The following is a 17290-nucleotide window of genomic DNA, read 5'->3' on the forward strand; positions in this document are numbered from 1 at the left end:
GAGGGGTTTGGTGTCTGGAAAATCGCCCGTGCTGAAGAAGAATGATGTCGAGCCGCAGGCCTATCGCGACGCGATGAGCCGTTTCGCCGGTCATGTCCACATTGTCACCACCGACGGTCCGTCGGGCAGACGTGGCGCGACGGTGACCGCGACCTGTTCGGTTTCGGATACGCCGCCGATGATACTGGTGTGCCTCAATCGCTCCAATCCCCGCAACGAACCCTTTGTCAGCAATGGCAATTTCGCGTTGAACACGCTGGCCGCCACGCACCGGGGGCTGGCCGACGGCTTTTCCGGCCTTACTCATCTCGCGCCCGACGAACGCTTCGGACTGGCCGAATGGGACACCATCGCCACCGGCGCGCCGACGCTGGTCGGAGCGCTCGCCGTTTTCGACTGCGAGCTGACCGACATCAAGGATCTCGCCAGCCATCGTGTGCTTTTTGGCAAGGTGACAGGCCTGCGCATCGGCGATAATTTGAAGCCGCTGATCTACCATGATCGCGGCTACCGCATTCTGCAGGACTAGGGTCCTGATTCTGGGATGCGGGTACGCACGGAGACAGAATGACCGAGCTGAAACCGCGCCCCGCGCCGGGAACGATCGACGAAACGCTCGATCTCCTGACCGGCGCGGATTACGTGGCCGACCGCTCGCTGGCGACGGTGCTGTTCCTGTCGTTGCGCATGAAACGGCCGCTGTTCCTTGAAGGCGAGGCCGGCGTCGGCAAGACCGAGATCGCCAAGGTTCTGGCATCCGCGCTTGGTCGGCGGCTGATCCGCCTGCAATGTTATGAGGGGCTGGACGTTTCCTCGGCGGTCTATGAGTGGAACTATGCCGCGCAGATGATCGAGATCCGCATGGAAGAGGCGGCCGGCAAGGTCGAGCGCTCGACCATGGAGCGCAACGTCTTTTCCGAAAAATATCTGATCCGCCGCCCGGTGCTCGACGCGCTGACCGGCAAGGAAGGTGCGGCGCCCGTCTTCCTGATCGACGAACTCGACCGCACCGACGAGGCGTTCGAAGCCTTTCTTCTGGAAATCCTCTCTGACTTCCAGGTGACGGTGCCCGAGCTTGGCACGATCAAGGCGGAGGAACCGCCGATCGTCATCATCACCACCAATCGCACCCGCGAAATCCATGACGCGCTGAAGCGCCGCTGCCTTTATCACTGGGTCGATTATCCGAACGCGGCGCGCGAATTGGAGATCGTGCGGCGTAAGGTGCCCGACGCCAACAGGCGGCTGTCGGCCGAAGTCGTCGCTTTCATCCAGAAGCTGCGGCAGATCGAATTGTTCAAGGCGCCGGGCGTGGCGGAAACCATCGACTGGGCCGGCGCATTGGCGGAATTGGACAAGGTCGCGCTCGACCCCGAAACCGTGTCTGATACGATCGGCGTGTTGTTGAAATACCAGGACGACATCGCCCGGATCGAGCAGGGCGAGGGCCGGCGCATCCTCAAGGAGGTCCAGGCGGAACTGGCCTCGGCGGCGGAGTAGCATGAGATGAAAGGCAGCCAGCCGGAGGGCCGGATCGCCGACAACATCGTCTTTTTCGCGCGTGCCCTGCGCAAGGCCGGCATGCGGGTCGGCCCGGCCTCGGTCAAGGACGCCATCGAGGCGGTGCTGACCGCCGGCATCGGCGGCCGCGACGATTTCTACTGGACGCTGCACGCCGTGCTCGTCACCCGCCATGAGGACCACGCCACTTTCGACGAGGCGTTTCGCCTCTACTGGAAGTCGCGCGAGCTGGTCGAGAAGCTGCTCGCCATGTTCTCGCCGGTGGCGGTCGACAATGCCGAGCGCCGCAAGCCGCGCGCGGCGGAAAACCGGGTCAGCCAGGCGATGTTCGAAGGCCGGCAGGATGGCCGGCCGCCGCGGGAAATACCCGAAATAGAGATCGACGCGCGTTTCACCGTGTCCGGCAGCGAAGTGTTGCGCGGCAAGGATTTCGCGCAGATGAACGCCGACGAGCTCACCGACGCGCGCAAGGCGATTTCGGAATTGCGATTGCCGTTCGATACGGTCGCGACGCGGCGCTTCAAGGCCGATGGTTCCGGCCGCCGCATCGATCCGCGCGCCATGATGCGCATGGCGGCGCGCACGGGCGGAGAGCTGATCCTGCCGAAATTCCGTTCGCCGCGCGAAATCCATCCGCCGCTGGTGGTGCTGGCCGACATTTCCGGCTCGATGAGCCAGTACACGCGGATTTTCCTGCACTTCCTGCACGCGCTGACCGAGAAACGGCGGCGTGTCCATGCATTCGTCTTCGGCACCCGATTGACCAACCTGACCCGCCAGATGCGCCATCGCGACCCGGACGCGGCGCTGGCCGATGCCTCTGCCGTCGTCAAGGACTGGTCAGGCGGCACCCGCATCGGCGAGACGTTAGGTGAGTTCAACCGGCTGTGGTCGCGCCGCGTGCTGGGGCAGGGCGCCGTGGTGCTGCTGATCACCGACGGGCTGGAGCGCGACCATATCGAGGGTCTCGCGCAGGAGATGGAGCGGCTGCACAAATCCTGCCGGCGGCTGATCTGGCTCAATCCGCTGCTGCGCTTCGACGGTTTCGAGGCGCGGGCGCGCGGCGTCAAGGCGATGCTGCCGCATGTCGATGAGTTTCGCCCGGTGCACAATCTCGAAGCGCTGGCCGATCTCTGCGCCTCGTTGGCGCGGGGCTCCGCTCGCGACGTCGATCCGCGCCGCTGGCTCGACATTGGCGCGGCCAGGGCAGCGTAGCCATATGTCTGGAGGAGGGCCCATGGAAAACAGCGCCTATCTCGACGAAGCCCGCGATCCTTTGATCATCGCGGAAGACTGGATGAAGAACGGCAAGGATGTCGCCATCGCCACCGTGGTGGAAACCTGGGGGTCGGCGCCGCGTCAGGCCGGCAGCCATCTGGTGATCGACGCCGGGGGCAATTTCCACGGGTCGGTTTCCGGCGGCTGCGTGGAAGGCGCCGTGGTGGCCGAGGCGCTCGACGTCATCGGCTCGGGCAAGGCGAAGATGCTGGAATTCGGCGTCGCCGACGAAACCGCCTGGAACGTGGGGCTGTCCTGCGGCGGCCGCATCAAGGTTTATGTGGAACGACTGGGGTAGAACGACGTGAAAACGATCTGCAACGCGCGATTTTCGCCTCGCCATGAAGCTTTTTGAAATCGGCACATCACGATGGACCCCTATGCCCTCAAGACACTGAACGCCGAACGCCGCGCACGTCGTGCAGCCGTGCTGGTCACCGATCTCGGCGACGGCCGCGACCGCGTCGTGCGCGAGGGCGATAAGGTGGCGGGCGAACTGGGCGCCGCCATCGAGACTGCCTTCCGGACCGGCCGTTCCAAGGCGGTCGAGGCCGAAGGGCGTCCCTTTTTCCTCAACGCGCATCTGCCGCAACCGCGCCTGGTGGTGATCGGCGCCGTGCATATCAGCCAGGCACTGGCGCCGATGGCCAGGATTGCCGGTTACCCGGTCGAGATTATCGACCCGCGCACCGCCTTTGCCACGGCCGACCGCTTTCCCGACATGCCGCTGCACGCCGAATGGCCACAGGATGTCTTGGCGCGCCAGCCGCTCGACGGCTACACCGCGCTCGCCGCCGTCACCCATGATCCGAAGATCGACGATTTCGCGCTGAAGGCGGCGCTCGATGCGCGCTGCTTCTATGTCGGTGCGCTGGGCAGTCGCAAGACGCACGCCAAGCGGGTCGAGCGGCTGCTGGCGCTGGGTGCGAGCGCCGACGATGTCGCGCGCATCCACTCGCCGATCGGCGTCGACATCGGCGCGGCGAACCCCGCCGAGATCGCTGTTGCCGTTCTGGCCGAGGTGATCGGCGCTTTCCGCTCGCGCGGGCTGGCGCGCCGGGGCGAAGCGGCGTGAAATTCGGTCCGGTTCCGATCGATCAGGCTGAAGGCGCGATCCTGGCCCACGCGACGAATGCCGGCGAGCGGCGTTTTCGCAAGGCGCACCGGCTCGAAGCGGCCGATATCGCCGCGCTGCAGGCGGCGGGTGTCACCGAAGTTGTGGCGGCGGTGCTCGGGGCCCGCGACCTTGGCGAGGATGCCGCCGCCGGGGCGATCGCGCGGGCGATGCGCCATCGCGACATCGAGGCGAAGGCGGCGACCACGGGTCGCGTCAATCTGCATGCGTTGGCGGCCGGCGTGTTCACCGTCGATGCGGCGATGATCGACGCAATCAATGCCGTCGATCCCGCTATCACCATCGCGACATTGGCCCACCATGCCCCGGTCGAGAGCGGCCAGATGGTGGCGACAGTGAAGATCATTCCCTTCGCGGTCGACCGCGCTCTTGTCGACGCGGTACTGGCCATCTGCGCCGGCGGCGAGGTTTTCGCGGTCAACGCCTATCGGGCGATCCGGCTCGGCGTCGTGCAGACGGTGCTGCCGGGGGTGAAACCCAGCGTGCTCGACAAGACCATGCGTGTCACCGAGGCGCGGCTGGCGCGTTCCGGCAGCCGGGTGACCACCGAGCGTCGCGTGCCGCATCAAGCGGAAGCGGTGGCCGAGGCCGCCGGTGCATTGGCCAGGGACAACGACATGGTGGTCATCTTCGGCGCTTCGGCGATGTCCGATTTCGCCGACGTCGTGCCGGCGGCGATCGAACGGGCCGGCGGCCGCGTCGAACGCGCCGGCATGCCGGTCGATCCAGGCAATCTGCTGGTACTTGGCCGGCTGAACGGCAAGCGAATCGTCGGCGCGCCGGGGTGTGCCCGCAGTCCCAAGGAAAACGGGTTCGACTGGGTACTCGACCGGCTGATTGCCGGGCTCGAAGTGACAGGACGCGACATCGCCGGCATGGGCGTCGGTGGACTGCTGATGGAAATTCCGAGCCGGCCGGAGCCGCGCGAACGTCCACCGGCGCATGCGGGCGAAAGGGTTCATGCCGTTCTCCTGGCCGCCGGTCGCTCGAGCCGCATGGGTGGACCCAACAAGCTGATGGCGCTGTTCGACGGCAAGCCGCTGGTGCGCCGCACCGCCGAACGCGTACTTGCCTCGAAGGCCGTCGGCACGGTCGTGGTCTCCGGCCATCAGCGCGACCGAGTGCGCGCTGCGCTCGCCGGGCTCGACCTTGCCTTTACCGACAACCCCGACTTCGCCGACGGCCTGTCGACCTCGCTGAAGGCGGGCATTGCGGCGCTGCCGGCCAGTGCCGCCGGCGCGTTGATCGTGCTGGGGGATATGCCGGGCGTCGCCTCCGCCGATTTCGATCGGCTGATCGAGGCCTTCGCGGGTTCCGGCGGCAAGGCGGTGGTGCGCGCCTCGCATGACGGCCGGCGCGGCAACCCGGTGCTTTTGCCGCGTTCGCTGTTTGCCGCCGTTGCCCATCTCGAAGGCGATACCGGTGCCCGCCATCTCGTCGAGACGGAGGGGGTGGAGGTGATCGACGTCGAGATCGGCGCCGGCGCCTCGGTCGATGTCGACACGCGCGAGGCACTGGAAGGCGCCGGCGGCGTGTTGCAGGATTGACAAGCAGCCGCCGAAAGCCGCAACGCTCTCCCATGATCTTTGCTGTTTCTTCCGCCGCGCCGCGCCTCGCGCGCCGCTTCCGTCTTTCGCTGATCCTCCTTTTGTCGCTGGCGCCCGCCGCGGCATTGGCCGATGCGCAGACGCTGAAGCCGCTCAAGGACGAGCTGTTCGCCTATCCGGGCATCCTGTCGGCCGAAAAGGGCGATATCTATCGCGTGGTCGACTATCGCGAGATGCGCGACATCAACGCGCGCGACACGGTGCCGGAACGGCGCGTGAAACCGCAATATACCTCGACCGGCGTGCGCGGCGTGCAGCAGGATCTGGCGCTGACGACCGACGTCGGCATCATCCGCCATGTCGCCGTCGGCAAGACCGAGGGCGCCGCCATCATCGTGCTTTACCTGCACGGGCAGGGCGGCAGCCGCAAGCAAGGGGTGGACGACTTCACCTTCGGCGGCAATTTCAACCGCATCAAGAACCTGATGGCCGACAATGGCGGTCTTTACCTGTCGCCCGACTTCAGCGATTTCGGCGACAAGGGCGCCGCGCAGGTGGCGGCATTGATCGGCCATTATGCCGAGCGGTCGCCCGGTGCGAAGATCTTCGTCGCCTGCGGTTCGATGGGCGGCGCACTATGCTGGAAACTCGCCGGCCGCGCCGATACCGGCAACCGCATCGACGGCCTGCTTTTGCTGGGTTCGTTGTGGGACGACAGCTTCTTTGCAAGCCCTGCCTTCAAGCGGCGCGTGCCGGTGTTTTTCGGCCAGGGCAGCAAGGACCCCGTTTTCCCCATCGAGAACCAGGAAGCCTTCTTCCGGTCTATTCTTGCCAAGTCAAAGGCTTACCCGACGCGTTTTGTGCGCTTCGAGACCGGCACGCATGGCACGCCGATCCGCATGACCGACTGGCGCGAAACGCTGAACTGGATGCTGTCGCGCAAATAAGGAGCCGGACGGCTCGACCGAGGCGGCTCTGAACGATCGATGGTTTTTGCTCAGGGCGCGGTGTTGTAGTCCAGCACGGTCTGCGGGTTGATCTCGCCGTCATAAGACGCGTCGACGTCATATTGCACGAGGCCGAAGACGCCGTTGCGGAACAGATAGGTGCCGGTCGAGGAAGCATCGCCGACGCCGCGCCACTTGTCGTGCGACACGATCGTGTGGGCGTTCTCGTCATAGTCGGCGTTGATCAACTGATCCGTCGTGCGGAGGCCGGTGATGCCGATATGCTCGACCTTGCCTTCGGTGTCGCCGTTCTCGTAGCGGATATCGAGTTCGGGCACGGCGAATTGCAGCTGGCTCACGCTCTGCCCGTCTTCAGAGACATAATAGACCGAGCTTTCGTTGTAGGCGGCCATCGAACAGAAGAAGCGGAACAACCGCACGGTCTTGTCCGGTTCGCTGTCGCTGGGCTTGTAGGTGATGGTGTGGTCGCTTGGTTCGCCGGTTTTCGCACCACCGCCAGGGGCTTCGGGATCGCATTGATCGCCATAGGAGGCGAGGAAGGCCTTTTTCGCCTTTTCCAGCACCGCGTCCTGTTTCGGCAGCGCCGGTCCTTCGCCGCAGCTGTCGGGCAGTGCGTTCTGGAGCTCTTTGTCGGACAGTTTCAGCGCGCCCTTCTCGATGCGGATCGGGCTGAAGGGCGGCGATTGAATCTGCGCGTTGACCTGGCGCAGCGTGTAGCAGCCGGCAAACACCTTGCCGTTGCCGGATTTGTCGACGGCGCGGATGGCGACGGGCAAGGTGTAGAAAATGCTGCCGGCCGCCCCCTCGCTTGCAGGCATACCGGTCGTCACCTCGACAGCCTCGGTGCTTTCATACCCCTTGGCGAAGGCGTCGAAATCCTTGGCGGGCTTGGTCTCGCCGAAATAGTCCCAGGCGCGCGCATATTCATGGCGGTTGATTGCATTGTAGAGCGAGCGCACCACATTGGCGGCGTCTGAACGATCGTCGAGATAGGGCGGCTCGGCGGCCATCGCGGCCTGACTGAGCGTTGCGAGGCCAAGGACTGCCGTCGCGGCGAAAAGGGGGCTTTTCATCGGGAATCTCCAGTCGACAGGGGCAGCATCCACATCGATTGAGGCAGGCGCGTGACGCCTGCGCGACACTTGAAGAATCGTGCGCGAAAGCGCTAGCTCTTTTAGCGGTCAAGAACGGAGCGGCCTATGGCGATATCCATGTACGATGCCTCGATTGCGGTGTTTTCAGCCAGGCTGAAGGCACTTGCCGGCGTGCTCAATGCCGCCGAGCAGAACGCTGTCGACCGCAAGATCGACCCGGACGTGTTCTTGCTCGCGCGCCTTGCGCCGGACATGTATCCGCTGACCCGCCAAGTGCAGATCGCGACGGATCACGCCAAGGGCGCGAGTTCCAGGCTGGCCGGGCGCGAGGCGCCGCGTTTCGAGGACGACGAGCAGAGCTTCGACGACCTGCACGCCCGCATCGGCCGCACGACCGATTACCTGGCGACTTTCTCGGCGCAGGACCTCGACGGGTCGGAGGAGAAGAATATCGAAATGAAGCTGGGTGGAAGGCAGATCGCCATGCCGGGCCTGCAATATCTGCTGCATTTCGCCATGCCCAACTTCTATTTCCACGTCACCACCGCCTACGACATCCTGCGTCACAACGGCGTGCCGCTGGGCAAGGTGACTTTCATCAGTGGCGGGCAGCGATCCTGAGGCCGACAGCCGGAATACCGGCTGCCGCATATTGGCTGACGGTGGTCAGCGAAGTGCCGGGCGGCGTGCGATGCGCGGAAAGTCGATCGGCCTGATACCGGTCTCGGCGCGATCGGTACGGCTCATCGCATAGATAAGCGCCAGCGATGCGCTGTAGCGCACCTGTTCCTGCGGCCGCGGGCGGGCGAACATCTCGGTGAAGAACCCCATGGTTCTCGGCTCCGGTTGGTCCTCCCGTCTCCTCATATAGGTGATTCATGACCGTTGTTGCAGTGCAGCATGGCCACGGAACGCTGTTTTATGTTGCATTGCACAATATGTCGCAGCGAGGAGGATAATCGGCGCGATGATGGGCTAGGATCGCCAGCGTTAAGCAACGCCAAAAAAACCCTTGCCGAAGGCATGCATTCTTAACTGGCCGGATGTATCGTCCGTGCAAAGCCCGGTTGGGCACGCATTGCTGGGAGGCTGACATCGCAACCGGGGCCAAGCGAGATTTCGCTTCGTTGCTCGACGATTTGTTCGTCGCCTCCGGCGAGGCGGAGGACGTCGCCGCGAAGCCGACCATTCCATTCGACTATCTGTCCGTTGTCGACGAGCTGCACTCCGGTCGCATCAAAGTGGCCGGCGAGGCCGCCGCCGCCGAATATCGCGAGAGCGGAGCCGATCTGGCGGCCGAGTTCGCGGCCTTGCTCGACCAGGCGCGGATCGCACTGGCCAACGAGCATCCCGAGCCGCAGGAAGTGCTGCCGCCGATCGACCCCGAGGCGATCGCCACCGAACTCGGCCTCGGCCGTGTCGCCAAGGCCGCCGACCTTGCCCGCCTGCGCCGCGAATTCGCCTTCGCCAATCATCCCGACCGGGTGGCGCCGCATCTGAGGCAACGGGCCATGATCCGCATGCAGGTGGCGAACATGCTGATCGACGACGCCCGGCAGAAGGCGCTGGCGGCGACACGCCGCCGCTAGTCCGTTCTTGCGCAAGGGTGGCGGCATGCGGGGCTTGGCCTCGACGTTTGCACCGCTTATGCTGGGTTTCCTCCCGCGCGCCTGCGCAACCAAGACCTTTCCCGATACGCTTCCTGGAGCCGATCATGCAAAAGCGCCGTCTCGGCCGGACCGATCTTCTTGTTTCGCAGATATGCCTCGGCTCGATGACCTGGGGACAGCAGAATACGGAGACGGAAGGGCACGCGCAGATGGATCTGGCCTTCGCGCGCGGCGTCAACTTCATCGATACGGCGGAGCTTTACCCGATCCCGCCAAAGGCGGAGACGCAGGGGCGCACCGAGACGATCATCGGCAATTGGATGAAGGCGCGTGGCAATCGCGACCGTGTGCTGTTGGCCACCAAGGTTGTCGGCCGCACCGCCAGCGACTGGTTTCGCGGCGGACGTCCTTCAAAACTCGTACGCGCCGACATTTTCGACGCCATCGACAAATCGCTCGCCAAGCTCGGCACCGACTATGTCGATCTCTACCAGATTCACTGGCCGGAACGCGATGTGCCCTGGGGTGCCAATCCGACCCGCGTTGGCGGCACGCCGCCACGTGCCGATTCCACCAGTGGCGACGAGACCCCGATCGTCGAGACGCTTGCCGTCTTTGACGAACTGGTGAAGGCCGGCAAGATCCGCCATTTCGGCCTGTCCAACGAGAGTTCCTGGGGGCTGATGCGTTTCATCACCGAGAGCGAAAAGGGGATAGGGCCTCGCGCCGTTTCCCTGCAGAACGCCTACAATCTCGTCAACCGCACCTTCGAGGTCAATCTCGCCGAAGCCTGTGCCCGCGAGGACGTGTCGCTGCTTGCCTATTCGCCGCTGGGGCAAGGCTATCTCACCGGCAAATACGACCATGGCGCGCGGCCGGCGGGTTCGCGCTCGCAGCTGTTCAACCGCGGCCAGCGCTATGAAACGCCGAACGCCGCCGAGGTGCTGCTCGAATACAGCGAGCTGGCGCGTTCTTTCGGCATGGAGCCGGCGCTGTTTGCCGGTGCCTATGTGGCGAGCCGGCCCTTCGTGGCGTCGAGCATCATCGGCGCCACCAGCCTGCCTCAGCTCGAGATCGCGCTTGCCGCCGCAGCCGTCGTGTGGACCGAGGACATGCAGAAGGCGGTCGATGCCGTGCATCAGCGGGTCGGCAATCCCTGTCCCTAGCCCGGTGGCCACGCGTGCTGCATCTAGGCACGGTCACAAACAGAGAGGACAGCATGGATTTTCCGATCGAGGCCGTGCGCGACGCGTTTCCGGCACTTTCCCTGACCGACAAGGGCCGCCGTCGCATCTATCTCGACAACCCGGCCGGAACCCAGGTGCCGAAATCCGTGGCGGATGCGGTGTCGCGTTGCCTTGTCGAAACCAACGCCAATCTCGGCGGCTTCTTCGAGACGACGCTGGCCGCCCAGAAGGTGGTGGATGATGCCCATGCCGCCATGGCCGATTTCGTAGGTGCTGCTTCGCCCGAGGAAATCATCATCGGCGCCAATATGACGACGCTGACCTACCATATGTCGCGCACGCTCGGCCGCGATTTCAAGCCCGGCGATGAGATCATCCTCACCCGCATGGACCACGAGGGCAACGTCTCGCCCTGGCTGCAACTGGCGGAAGACCGCGGCCTTGTCGTGCGCTGGCTGCCCTTCGACCAGCAGAGCTGGCAGGTCGAGGGAGCGGCCCTTGCAGCGCTTCTGAACGATCGCACGCGGCTGGTGGCGCTGAACTATGCCTCCAACCTCACCGGCTCGATCAACCGGGTGAAGGAACTGACGCGCATCGCCAAGCAGGCCGGCGCGCTGGTCTATGTCGATGCCGTGCAGTTCGCGCCGCATGGGCTTGTCGACGTCGCCGAAATCGGTTGCGATTTCCTGGCCTGCTCGGCCTACAAGTTCTTCGGCCCGCATATGGGCATCTTGTGGGGCAAGCGTTCGGTGATCGACGCACTGCAGCCTTATAAGTGCCGCTGCTCTTCAAACGGCCTGCCGGAGCGGTTCGAACTCGGAACGCCGCAGATCGAGCTGATGGCCGGCCTGACCGCCGCCGTCGGATATTTCGAAAAGCTGGGTGAGGCGACCGGCGAACACGGCACGCGGCGCCAGAAGATCGCCGCCGCCTTCAAGGCGGCCATTGCCTATGAGAACGTGCTGGCGCCGCGGCTGATCGACGGGCTTTCCGCCATAAAGGGTCTGACCATCCACGGCATCACCGAGCCTGCGCGGGTGAATGAGCGCGTGCCGACCGTTTCCTTCACGGTGGAAGGCATCGCGCCGGAAAGCATCGCCAGGCAAATGAACGCCGAAGGCATTTTCCTGTGGTCGGGCCACAACTACGCGTGGGAGATTGTCCACCAGCTCGGCATCCCGGCGGAGGAGGGTGTCGTGCGCATCGGCATCGCGCATTACAACACCGCCGCCGAGATCGACGAGACGCTGGAAAGCGCTGCCCGCATCATCGCCATGTTGCGGCAGCAGCGCTAACCTTCGCCATGGGCGGTTATCTTGCCGGGCGGTGGCTGTCGCCGAAGCCGGTGAGGAAGGCTGTCAGATTGGCACCGAGCGCGTCGCAGAGATAGCCTCCCTCCTGCACGATCACGGTCGGCAGGCCGAGCTTGCCGATCGCTTCGCCGATGCGCGCGAAGCCGGGTGTCGACACCGACAGTCCGCCGAATGGATCGCCCTCGAATGCGTCGAGGCCGAGCGCGACGACGAGCGCGTCCGGCGCGAAACCGCGGATGCGCCGGAACGCCGTGTTAAGCGTATCCAGAAACGCCTCGTCGCCCGATTTGCGCGGCAGTGGCAGGTTGAAATTATAGCCTAGCCCCGGACCTTCGCCGCGTTCGTCGGCGTGGCCCCAGAAGAAGGGGTAGAAGCGCACCGGGTCGGCATGGATCGAAACGGTCAGCACGTCCGGACGGGCATAGAAGATGCCTTGCGTGCCGTTGCCGTGGTGCAGATCGACATCGAGGATCGCCACGCGCGCCGCATCCCGGCGCAGCACCTGGGCGGCCACGGCCGAATTGTTGATAAAGCAGAAACCGCCGGCGACGTCGGCGAAGGCGTGATGGCCGGGCGGACGGCAAAGCGCATAGGCGGCGAGCTCGCCCGACAGGACGGCCTCGGCCGCCTCGACGGCGCTCCACGCGCTCCACAAGGCGCTGTCCCAGGTCTCGGCCGAGATCGGGCAGGCTGTGTCGGCCATGTGGTAGCCGGCCTGTCCGACCGCCGAGGCCGGATAGGAGCCGCCACGCGCGATGGGATGGATGTTGGGGATGACTTCGGCGGAAGCGCCCTCGATGCGCTGCCAGCGTTCGAAAATATGTTCGAGGAAATCGAGATATTCCGGCGTGTGCACCGCCGCCACCGGTCCAAGGCCATGGTTGCGCGGCCGCTCGATCGAACAGCCGGCGGCAATCGCGCCCGACTTCAGCCTTTCGACACGCTCCGGCTGTTCCGGATTTGGTTGTGGTGCGCCGCTGGACAGGAAGGCCTTGGGGGCGTGGCGTTTCTGCTCTGCGGCATAAAAGGCTTTCATCGCTCGTCCCCCAAATCCCCGGCTTCGGCGAAGGCGAAGAACGCATCGCCGATGATCCTGTGTACCTGATCGTCGTCCTGATGGGCGATGCCGATGCGCTCGTAGAACCGTTGCGCGCCGATATTGCCGGTGTCGACCGCCAGTTCCAGATAGACGCCACCCTCCTGCTTAACGAGCCGCGCCAGCTGCCGCAGCAGCTTTTCGCCGACCTTCATGCCGCGAAAATCCTTGCCGACAAAAAGGTCCTGAACAAAGGCGCCTGGCCGGCCTCTCCACGTGGAATAAATGGGGAAATACAGGCAGATGCCGGCGAATTCTGAATCAATTTCTGCGATCAGCACCTGGAAATGCGGCTTGGAGCCGAAACCGTCGCGGCGGATATCTTCCGGTGTCGATCGCATCTTGGGCAGCTCGCCGACCGTCTCGGCGATGCCGAGCAGCGCCGCATGGATGTTCTCAGCATCCTCGACCCGGCCGGGACGGATATGCACCCGGACATGCTTTGCGTCTTTGGTGGTCATCGCTAGAACGCCACCCGGTCACCGCCCTTGAGCGACAGCATCTGGCGCGCTTCGGCGGGGGTGGCCACTTCCAGCGACAGGCCCTCCAGGATGGCCCGGACGCGTTTGACCTGATCGGCATTGGATTTGGCCAGCGCGCGCCCGTCGTAAAGACTGTCCTCCAGCCCGACGCGGACATTGCCGCCCATCGCGGCCGCCATCGAAATCAGGTGCATCTGCTGGCGCCCGGCGGCCAGTACGGAGAATTTGTAGTCGCCGCCGAACAGTTTGTCGGCGATCCGCTTCATGTGAAGAAGGTTTTCCGGATCGGCGCCGATGCCACCGAGGATACCCAGCACGAACTGGATGAAGAGCGGACCCTGCACCAGCCCGCGATCGCGGAAATGCGCCAGCGAATAGAGGTGGCCGACATCGTAGCACTCGAACTCGAACCGCGTGCCGCAACCCTTGCCGAGTTTGTCGAGAATGGTCTCCATGTCGGCGAAGGTGTTCTTGAAAATGGTGTGGCGCGTTGCTTCCAGAAGCTTCGGCTCCCATTCGTGCTGCCAGTCGCGCGGCTTGTCCAGCATCGGGAACAGGCCGAAATTCATCGAGCCCATGTTGAGCGAGCACATTTCCGGCTCGGCCTTCAGCGGTGCCGCGAGGCGCTCGTCCAGGCTCATCAGCGAGGAGCCGCCGGTGGTGATGTTCACCACCGCGTCCGTCGCCTGCTTGATGCGCGGCAGGAACTGCGTGAACACGGCCGGATCGGCGGTCGGGCGGCCGTCCTGCGGGTCGCGGGCATGGAGGTGCAGGATCGAGGCGCCGGCCTCGGCCGCCGCTATGGCCTCGGCGGCGATCTGGTCGGGCGTCACCGGCAGATGCGGCGACATCGACGGTGTGTGCACCGAACCGGTGATGGCGCAGGTGATGATGACTTTACCGGATGCCATGACGATCCTCAGGAGTTGACGGGCAGGCCGAGTTCGCCGGCCAGTGCTTGCAGCGTATCGGCGAGCACGGCGACGATTTCGCCGATTTGCTCCGCGGTCACGATCAGCGGCGGGCAGACCATGAAATTGTCGCTCTCCGGTCCGCCGCGCACCCGGCGCGAATAGATGATCAGGCCGCGCTCGAAGGCGAGATCGATGAGACGCACATTGGCATTCCATTCGCGCGGCAGCGGCGTTTTGGCGACCGGATCGGCATAGAGTTCGGCGCCGAGAAGCAGGCCCTTGCCGCGCACGTCGGCGACGAAGGGAAAGCGTTGGGTCAGTGCTTCCAACTCGCCTTTCAAGACAGCGCCCATGGCCGTTGCATTGTCGATGAGGCCAAGCCGGTCGATCTCGCCAAGCACGGCAAGCCCCGCAGCGGTGGCGACCGGGTTGCCGCCATAGGTATGGCCGTGCAGGAAGCCGCCCATTTCGAGCACCGGGCCGACCACTTTTTCGGTCGCGGCGACCGCGCCGAGCGGCGCGTAGCCGGAAGACAGGCCCTTGGAGAGGGCGACGATGTCTGGCCGGCAATTCCAGTGATCGCCGCCCAGGAATTTTCCGGTGCGGCCGATGCCGGTCATCACCTCGTCGTGGATCAAGAGGATGCCGTGGCGGTCGCAGATCTCGCGAATGCGCGCGAAATAGCTGTCCGGAGGCACAAGCGCTGCGCTGGCCGCTCCGCCGATCGGCTCCATGATGAAAGCGAGCACGCTGTCGGCGCCTTCTTCGACGATCTTCTGCTCCAGCATGTCGGCGTAGCGCAGCCCGCGTTCCTCCAGCGAAAGGTTGTCGCGGTCGCGGTGCACGAAGGGGGCTGGCACCAGCGGCATGGCCTTGCCTATCGGCGTGAAGGCCGGCGTCAGCACCTCGTCGCCGGTGACGCCGAGCGAGCCGACTGTGATGCCGTGATAGGACGGCATGCGGCCGATGATCTTCCAGCGCTCGGGCTGACCCGTTGCCACCGCCCATTGCCTGGCGAGTTTCAGGCAGGCTTCCACCGCCTCGGAGCCGCCGGAGACGTAATAGATGCGATCCAGTCCCTCCGGCAGCCGCGCCGCCAGTTCGCGAGCCAGCGCCAGCGCCGGCTCGCTTTCGAAATGGATGGTGTAGGCGAAGGAGACACGGTCCATCTGCCGCCGCATCGCCTCGATCGCTGCGCGGTTGCCGTGGCCGATATTGACGTTCACCGCGCCGCTGGAGCCATCGATGTAGCGGCGCCCGGTCTTGTCCCACAGATAAATGCCGTCGGCGCGGTCCACCGTCGGGCGCGGCAGCCGGGTGAAATGGAAGAGATTGGGTTTTGTCACGGCGGTATCGGTCATGAAGTCTGTTTTCCGAGGAAGCGATCGAGGACATTGGCGGTAACCCGCTCGACCATGGGGTCTTGCCGCAGCAGGCCGGCGACCCACTCGCAGCTGCCGGCGTGGAAGACCTCGCCCTTGCCGCGCGGGAAGGAGACGATCATGCCGTTCGCGCGCTTGATCTTGTCGAGATTGGCGTCGCTCGCCTCGCCAAACAGGGTTTCGGCGCTGAAGCGGCCGTCCTCGTCGCCAAGGAACTGATCTTGCGCCGCGATATCCGCGCTTTCCTCGACCTGCGACGCCATGCCGACGGCGAGGATTTGCAGGCCGTCCGGCGCGCCGCTGTCAGCCACGGGGTAGGGCAGGCCTCCCCGGATTTCATGCTCCAGCCCATCCACCTCGTAGCCGAAGACATGGCTGTCGGCGCCGAGCAGGTCGCCATAATAGAGCCCGGTGCCAGCGAAGGCCCAATGTTCGGGCCGATAAATCGGAAAGCCGCGCGCGCCGCGCGGCGCGCAGCCGCCCCAGCCGGCATAAAGGCCACGCGTGGCGTTCAGCCCGAAGGTCTCGGCCCCGGGCCGGCCGATCTCGGGCGCTTCCCAGGAATTGGTGGCGCGGCGGACGTCGCCGCTCGTATAGGCCGGGTCCTCGGCGCGGGCGCGGTATTTGTAGCAGACCTGCCGCCGGCCCTCGTCTTCCAGCCGCGTCTGCCACATGAAGTTGCCGGCAAACCGCGCTGCATGACCGCCGCGCTCGACATAGGCGTCGACCGCGTCGCGCATCTCCCAGGTCCAGTACTCGTCGTGGCCGACGAAGACGGCGCAGTCATAGCCTTCGAGGATTTCGGGCGAGAAATGCAGGTCGTGCTGGCTGGCGAGGTCGATCGAATGGCCGGCGCGTTCGGTGAAACGGAAGAAATGGCTGTCGTAGCTGGCCCAGCCGGCCGAGGTGTATTTCTTCGAATGGCCGGTGGCGTAGGCCCATTCCATATGTGGATAGCGCGGCACCGTCTTTGGCGGCATCGAGACACCGTGTGGCACGCGCGGAGCTTGCGGCGGTAGCACGACGAAGCCGCGGCACCAGGGGCGTTCGGTCGACACGACAGGCGAATACTGGTTGCGGTTCGGGCCGGTGATGCCTTCGTAGTGGTTGGAGCCGCCCCAGGTGTTGTAGGCCAGCCAGGTTCCGGTCGCCGCAACCTGCAGGATGCGGCCGCTTCGATTGCCGGGCAGCGGCGCGACGATGATGAGGTGATGGTAACGGATCGGCTGGCCGTCCTTGCCTTCGGCGGTCAGCGTCAGCCGGTAGGCGCCGGAAGGCCAATCGGTGCCGGTCGTGAATTCGAACGTCGTTTCCCAGCCGCAGCCTTCCACCGAACATTGTTCCGGTGTCTCTTGCCAGCGGCAGGCGATGTTATCGCGCTCGAACACTCTGGTTTCGATGCCACCGTCGCGAACGATCTCGATCGAGAAATGCTGTGCCGTCGCGCTGACCTGCAGCCGCACGGTCTCGCCCGGTCGATAGGAAAAGCGGTCCGAATAGGCCCAGATTTCGCCGCGCGCGCCATCCATTCCGGGTTTCTCGTAATAGTGGCTGCGCACGGCGGCATGGCGTTGCTGCGCTGTCAGGCCGAAATCCGGAAATAGCGAGGATGACTGGTTCATGGGGTCCGGCGGGAAATTTCTGCGGCCATTTCGATCATCGTCTTGCCGGGCGTCAAATGGAAAGCATCAGGCCAGCCGGCTACCCTTGGCCTTGGTGCGCAAACCGACTATCCAGAAAGCACGAGGGAACGCCAAGGGAGC

18 protein-coding genes are annotated in these 17290 nt (G+C 64.8%); 11 read left to right on the forward strand and 7 right to left on the reverse strand.

Going from position 1 to position 17290, the window contains the following annotated elements:
• Positions 1-28 precede the first annotated feature (28 nt).
• The 7 genes from QFZ88_RS23915 (at position 29) to QFZ88_RS23945 (ending at position 6428) form a co-directional block, all read left to right on the forward strand.
• Positions 29-529 (forward strand): flavin reductase, encoded by a 501-nt coding sequence (locus tag QFZ88_RS23915; RefSeq protein ID WP_024923753.1) that lies wholly within the window; start codon positions 29-31, stop codon positions 527-529.
• Positions 530-567: 38 nt separating this feature from the next.
• Positions 568-1500, forward strand: a complete 933-nt coding sequence (locus QFZ88_RS23920; protein ID WP_024923752.1) for an AAA family ATPase — start codon at positions 568-570, stop codon at positions 1498-1500.
• A gap of 6 nt (positions 1501-1506) precedes the next feature.
• Positions 1507-2736 carry a vWA domain-containing protein gene (locus QFZ88_RS23925; RefSeq protein ID WP_024923751.1) on the forward strand — a complete coding sequence of 410 codons (1230 nt, stop codon included), beginning with the start codon at positions 1507-1509 and terminating at the stop codon, positions 2734-2736.
• Between the two features lie 22 nt (positions 2737-2758).
• Positions 2759-3097 (forward strand): XdhC family protein, encoded by a 339-nt coding sequence (locus tag QFZ88_RS23930; protein WP_024923750.1) that lies wholly within the window; start codon positions 2759-2761, stop codon positions 3095-3097.
• A 72-nt stretch (positions 3098-3169) separates the two neighbouring features.
• Positions 3170-3874 carry an XdhC family protein gene (locus tag QFZ88_RS23935; protein ID WP_024923749.1) on the forward strand — a complete coding sequence of 235 codons (705 nt, stop codon included), beginning with the start codon at positions 3170-3172 and terminating at the stop codon, positions 3872-3874.
• Positions 3871-5481 carry an NTP transferase domain-containing protein gene (locus tag QFZ88_RS23940; RefSeq protein ID WP_024923748.1) on the forward strand — a complete coding sequence of 537 codons (1611 nt, stop codon included), beginning with the start codon at positions 3871-3873 and terminating at the stop codon, positions 5479-5481. Before QFZ88_RS23935 ends, QFZ88_RS23940 begins: the two co-directional genes overlap by 4 nt.
• A 32-nt stretch (positions 5482-5513) precedes the next feature.
• Entirely contained in the window at positions 5514-6428 is a 915-nt protein-coding gene (locus QFZ88_RS23945) for an alpha/beta hydrolase family protein (RefSeq protein WP_024923747.1), read from the forward strand.
• 50 nt (positions 6429-6478) lie between these two features.
• On the opposite strand, the gene QFZ88_RS23950 is transcribed toward QFZ88_RS23945, so the two are convergent.
• Positions 6479-7522 carry a DUF1176 domain-containing protein gene (locus tag QFZ88_RS23950; RefSeq protein ID WP_024923746.1) on the reverse strand — a complete coding sequence of 348 codons (1044 nt, stop codon included), beginning with the start codon at positions 7520-7522 and terminating at the stop codon, positions 6479-6481.
• A 126-nt stretch (positions 7523-7648) separates the two neighbouring features.
• Here QFZ88_RS23950 and QFZ88_RS23955 point away from each other — a divergent pair, with 126 nt between their 5' ends.
• Positions 7649-8164: a DUF1993 domain-containing protein gene (locus tag QFZ88_RS23955; protein ID WP_024923745.1), complete on the forward strand. Its 516-nt coding sequence runs from the start codon at positions 7649-7651 to the stop codon at positions 8162-8164.
• Positions 8165-8209: 45 nt separating this feature from the next.
• Here QFZ88_RS23955 and QFZ88_RS23960 read toward each other — a convergent pair whose 3' ends face one another.
• Complete coding sequence (locus tag QFZ88_RS23960) at positions 8210-8374, reverse strand: hypothetical protein (protein WP_162835319.1); 165 nt, start codon at positions 8372-8374, stop codon at positions 8210-8212.
• Between the two features lie 296 nt (positions 8375-8670).
• On the opposite strand from QFZ88_RS23960, the gene QFZ88_RS23965 reads away from it, so the two are divergent.
• From QFZ88_RS23965 to QFZ88_RS23975, 3 genes are all read left to right on the forward strand, one after another.
• The gene (locus QFZ88_RS23965) at positions 8671-9132 is read left to right on the forward strand and encodes a hypothetical protein (protein ID WP_081766862.1); all 462 of its coding nucleotides are present in this window, start codon (positions 8671-8673) and stop codon (positions 9130-9132) included.
• Positions 9133-9257: 125 nt separating this feature from the next.
• Positions 9258-10319 carry an aldo/keto reductase gene (locus QFZ88_RS23970; RefSeq protein ID WP_024923743.1) on the forward strand — a complete coding sequence of 354 codons (1062 nt, stop codon included), beginning with the start codon at positions 9258-9260 and terminating at the stop codon, positions 10317-10319.
• A gap of 53 nt (positions 10320-10372) precedes the next feature.
• Positions 10373-11635 carry a cysteine desulfurase-like protein gene (locus tag QFZ88_RS23975; protein WP_024923742.1) on the forward strand — a complete coding sequence of 421 codons (1263 nt, stop codon included), beginning with the start codon at positions 10373-10375 and terminating at the stop codon, positions 11633-11635.
• A 16-nt stretch (positions 11636-11651) separates the two neighbouring features.
• Here the strand turns inward: QFZ88_RS23975 and QFZ88_RS23980 are convergent, their stop codons facing one another.
• The 5 genes from QFZ88_RS23980 to QFZ88_RS24000 are packed head-to-tail and all read right to left on the reverse strand — an operon-like array spanning position 11652 to position 17149.
• A complete protein-coding gene (locus tag QFZ88_RS23980; protein WP_024923741.1) occupies positions 11652-12689 on the reverse strand; it encodes a histone deacetylase family protein in 1038 nt (345 codons plus the stop codon).
• The gene (locus QFZ88_RS23985) at positions 12686-13210 is read right to left on the reverse strand and encodes a GNAT family N-acetyltransferase (RefSeq protein ID WP_024923740.1); all 525 of its coding nucleotides are present in this window, start codon (positions 13208-13210) and stop codon (positions 12686-12688) included. The genes QFZ88_RS23980 and QFZ88_RS23985 overlap by 4 nt, the downstream gene beginning before the upstream one ends.
• 2 nt (positions 13211-13212) lie before the next feature.
• Positions 13213-14142 carry a 3-keto-5-aminohexanoate cleavage protein gene (locus tag QFZ88_RS23990; RefSeq protein ID WP_024923739.1) on the reverse strand — a complete coding sequence of 310 codons (930 nt, stop codon included), beginning with the start codon at positions 14140-14142 and terminating at the stop codon, positions 13213-13215.
• Positions 14143-14150: 8 nt separating this feature from the next.
• On the reverse strand, positions 14151-15506 hold the full coding sequence (locus QFZ88_RS23995) for an aspartate aminotransferase family protein (RefSeq protein WP_024923738.1): 1356 nt from the start codon (positions 15504-15506) through the stop codon (positions 14151-14153).
• Positions 15503-17149 (reverse strand): N,N-dimethylformamidase beta subunit family domain-containing protein, encoded by a 1647-nt coding sequence (locus tag QFZ88_RS24000; protein ID WP_024923737.1) that lies wholly within the window; start codon positions 17147-17149, stop codon positions 15503-15505. Before QFZ88_RS24000 ends, QFZ88_RS23995 begins: the two co-directional genes overlap by 4 nt.
• Positions 17150-17290 lie beyond the last annotated feature (141 nt).

The organism is Mesorhizobium sp. YL-MeA3-2017 (assembly GCF_030814575.1).
GTDB classification, from domain to species: domain Bacteria; phylum Pseudomonadota; class Alphaproteobacteria; order Rhizobiales; family Rhizobiaceae; genus Mesorhizobium; species Mesorhizobium terrae.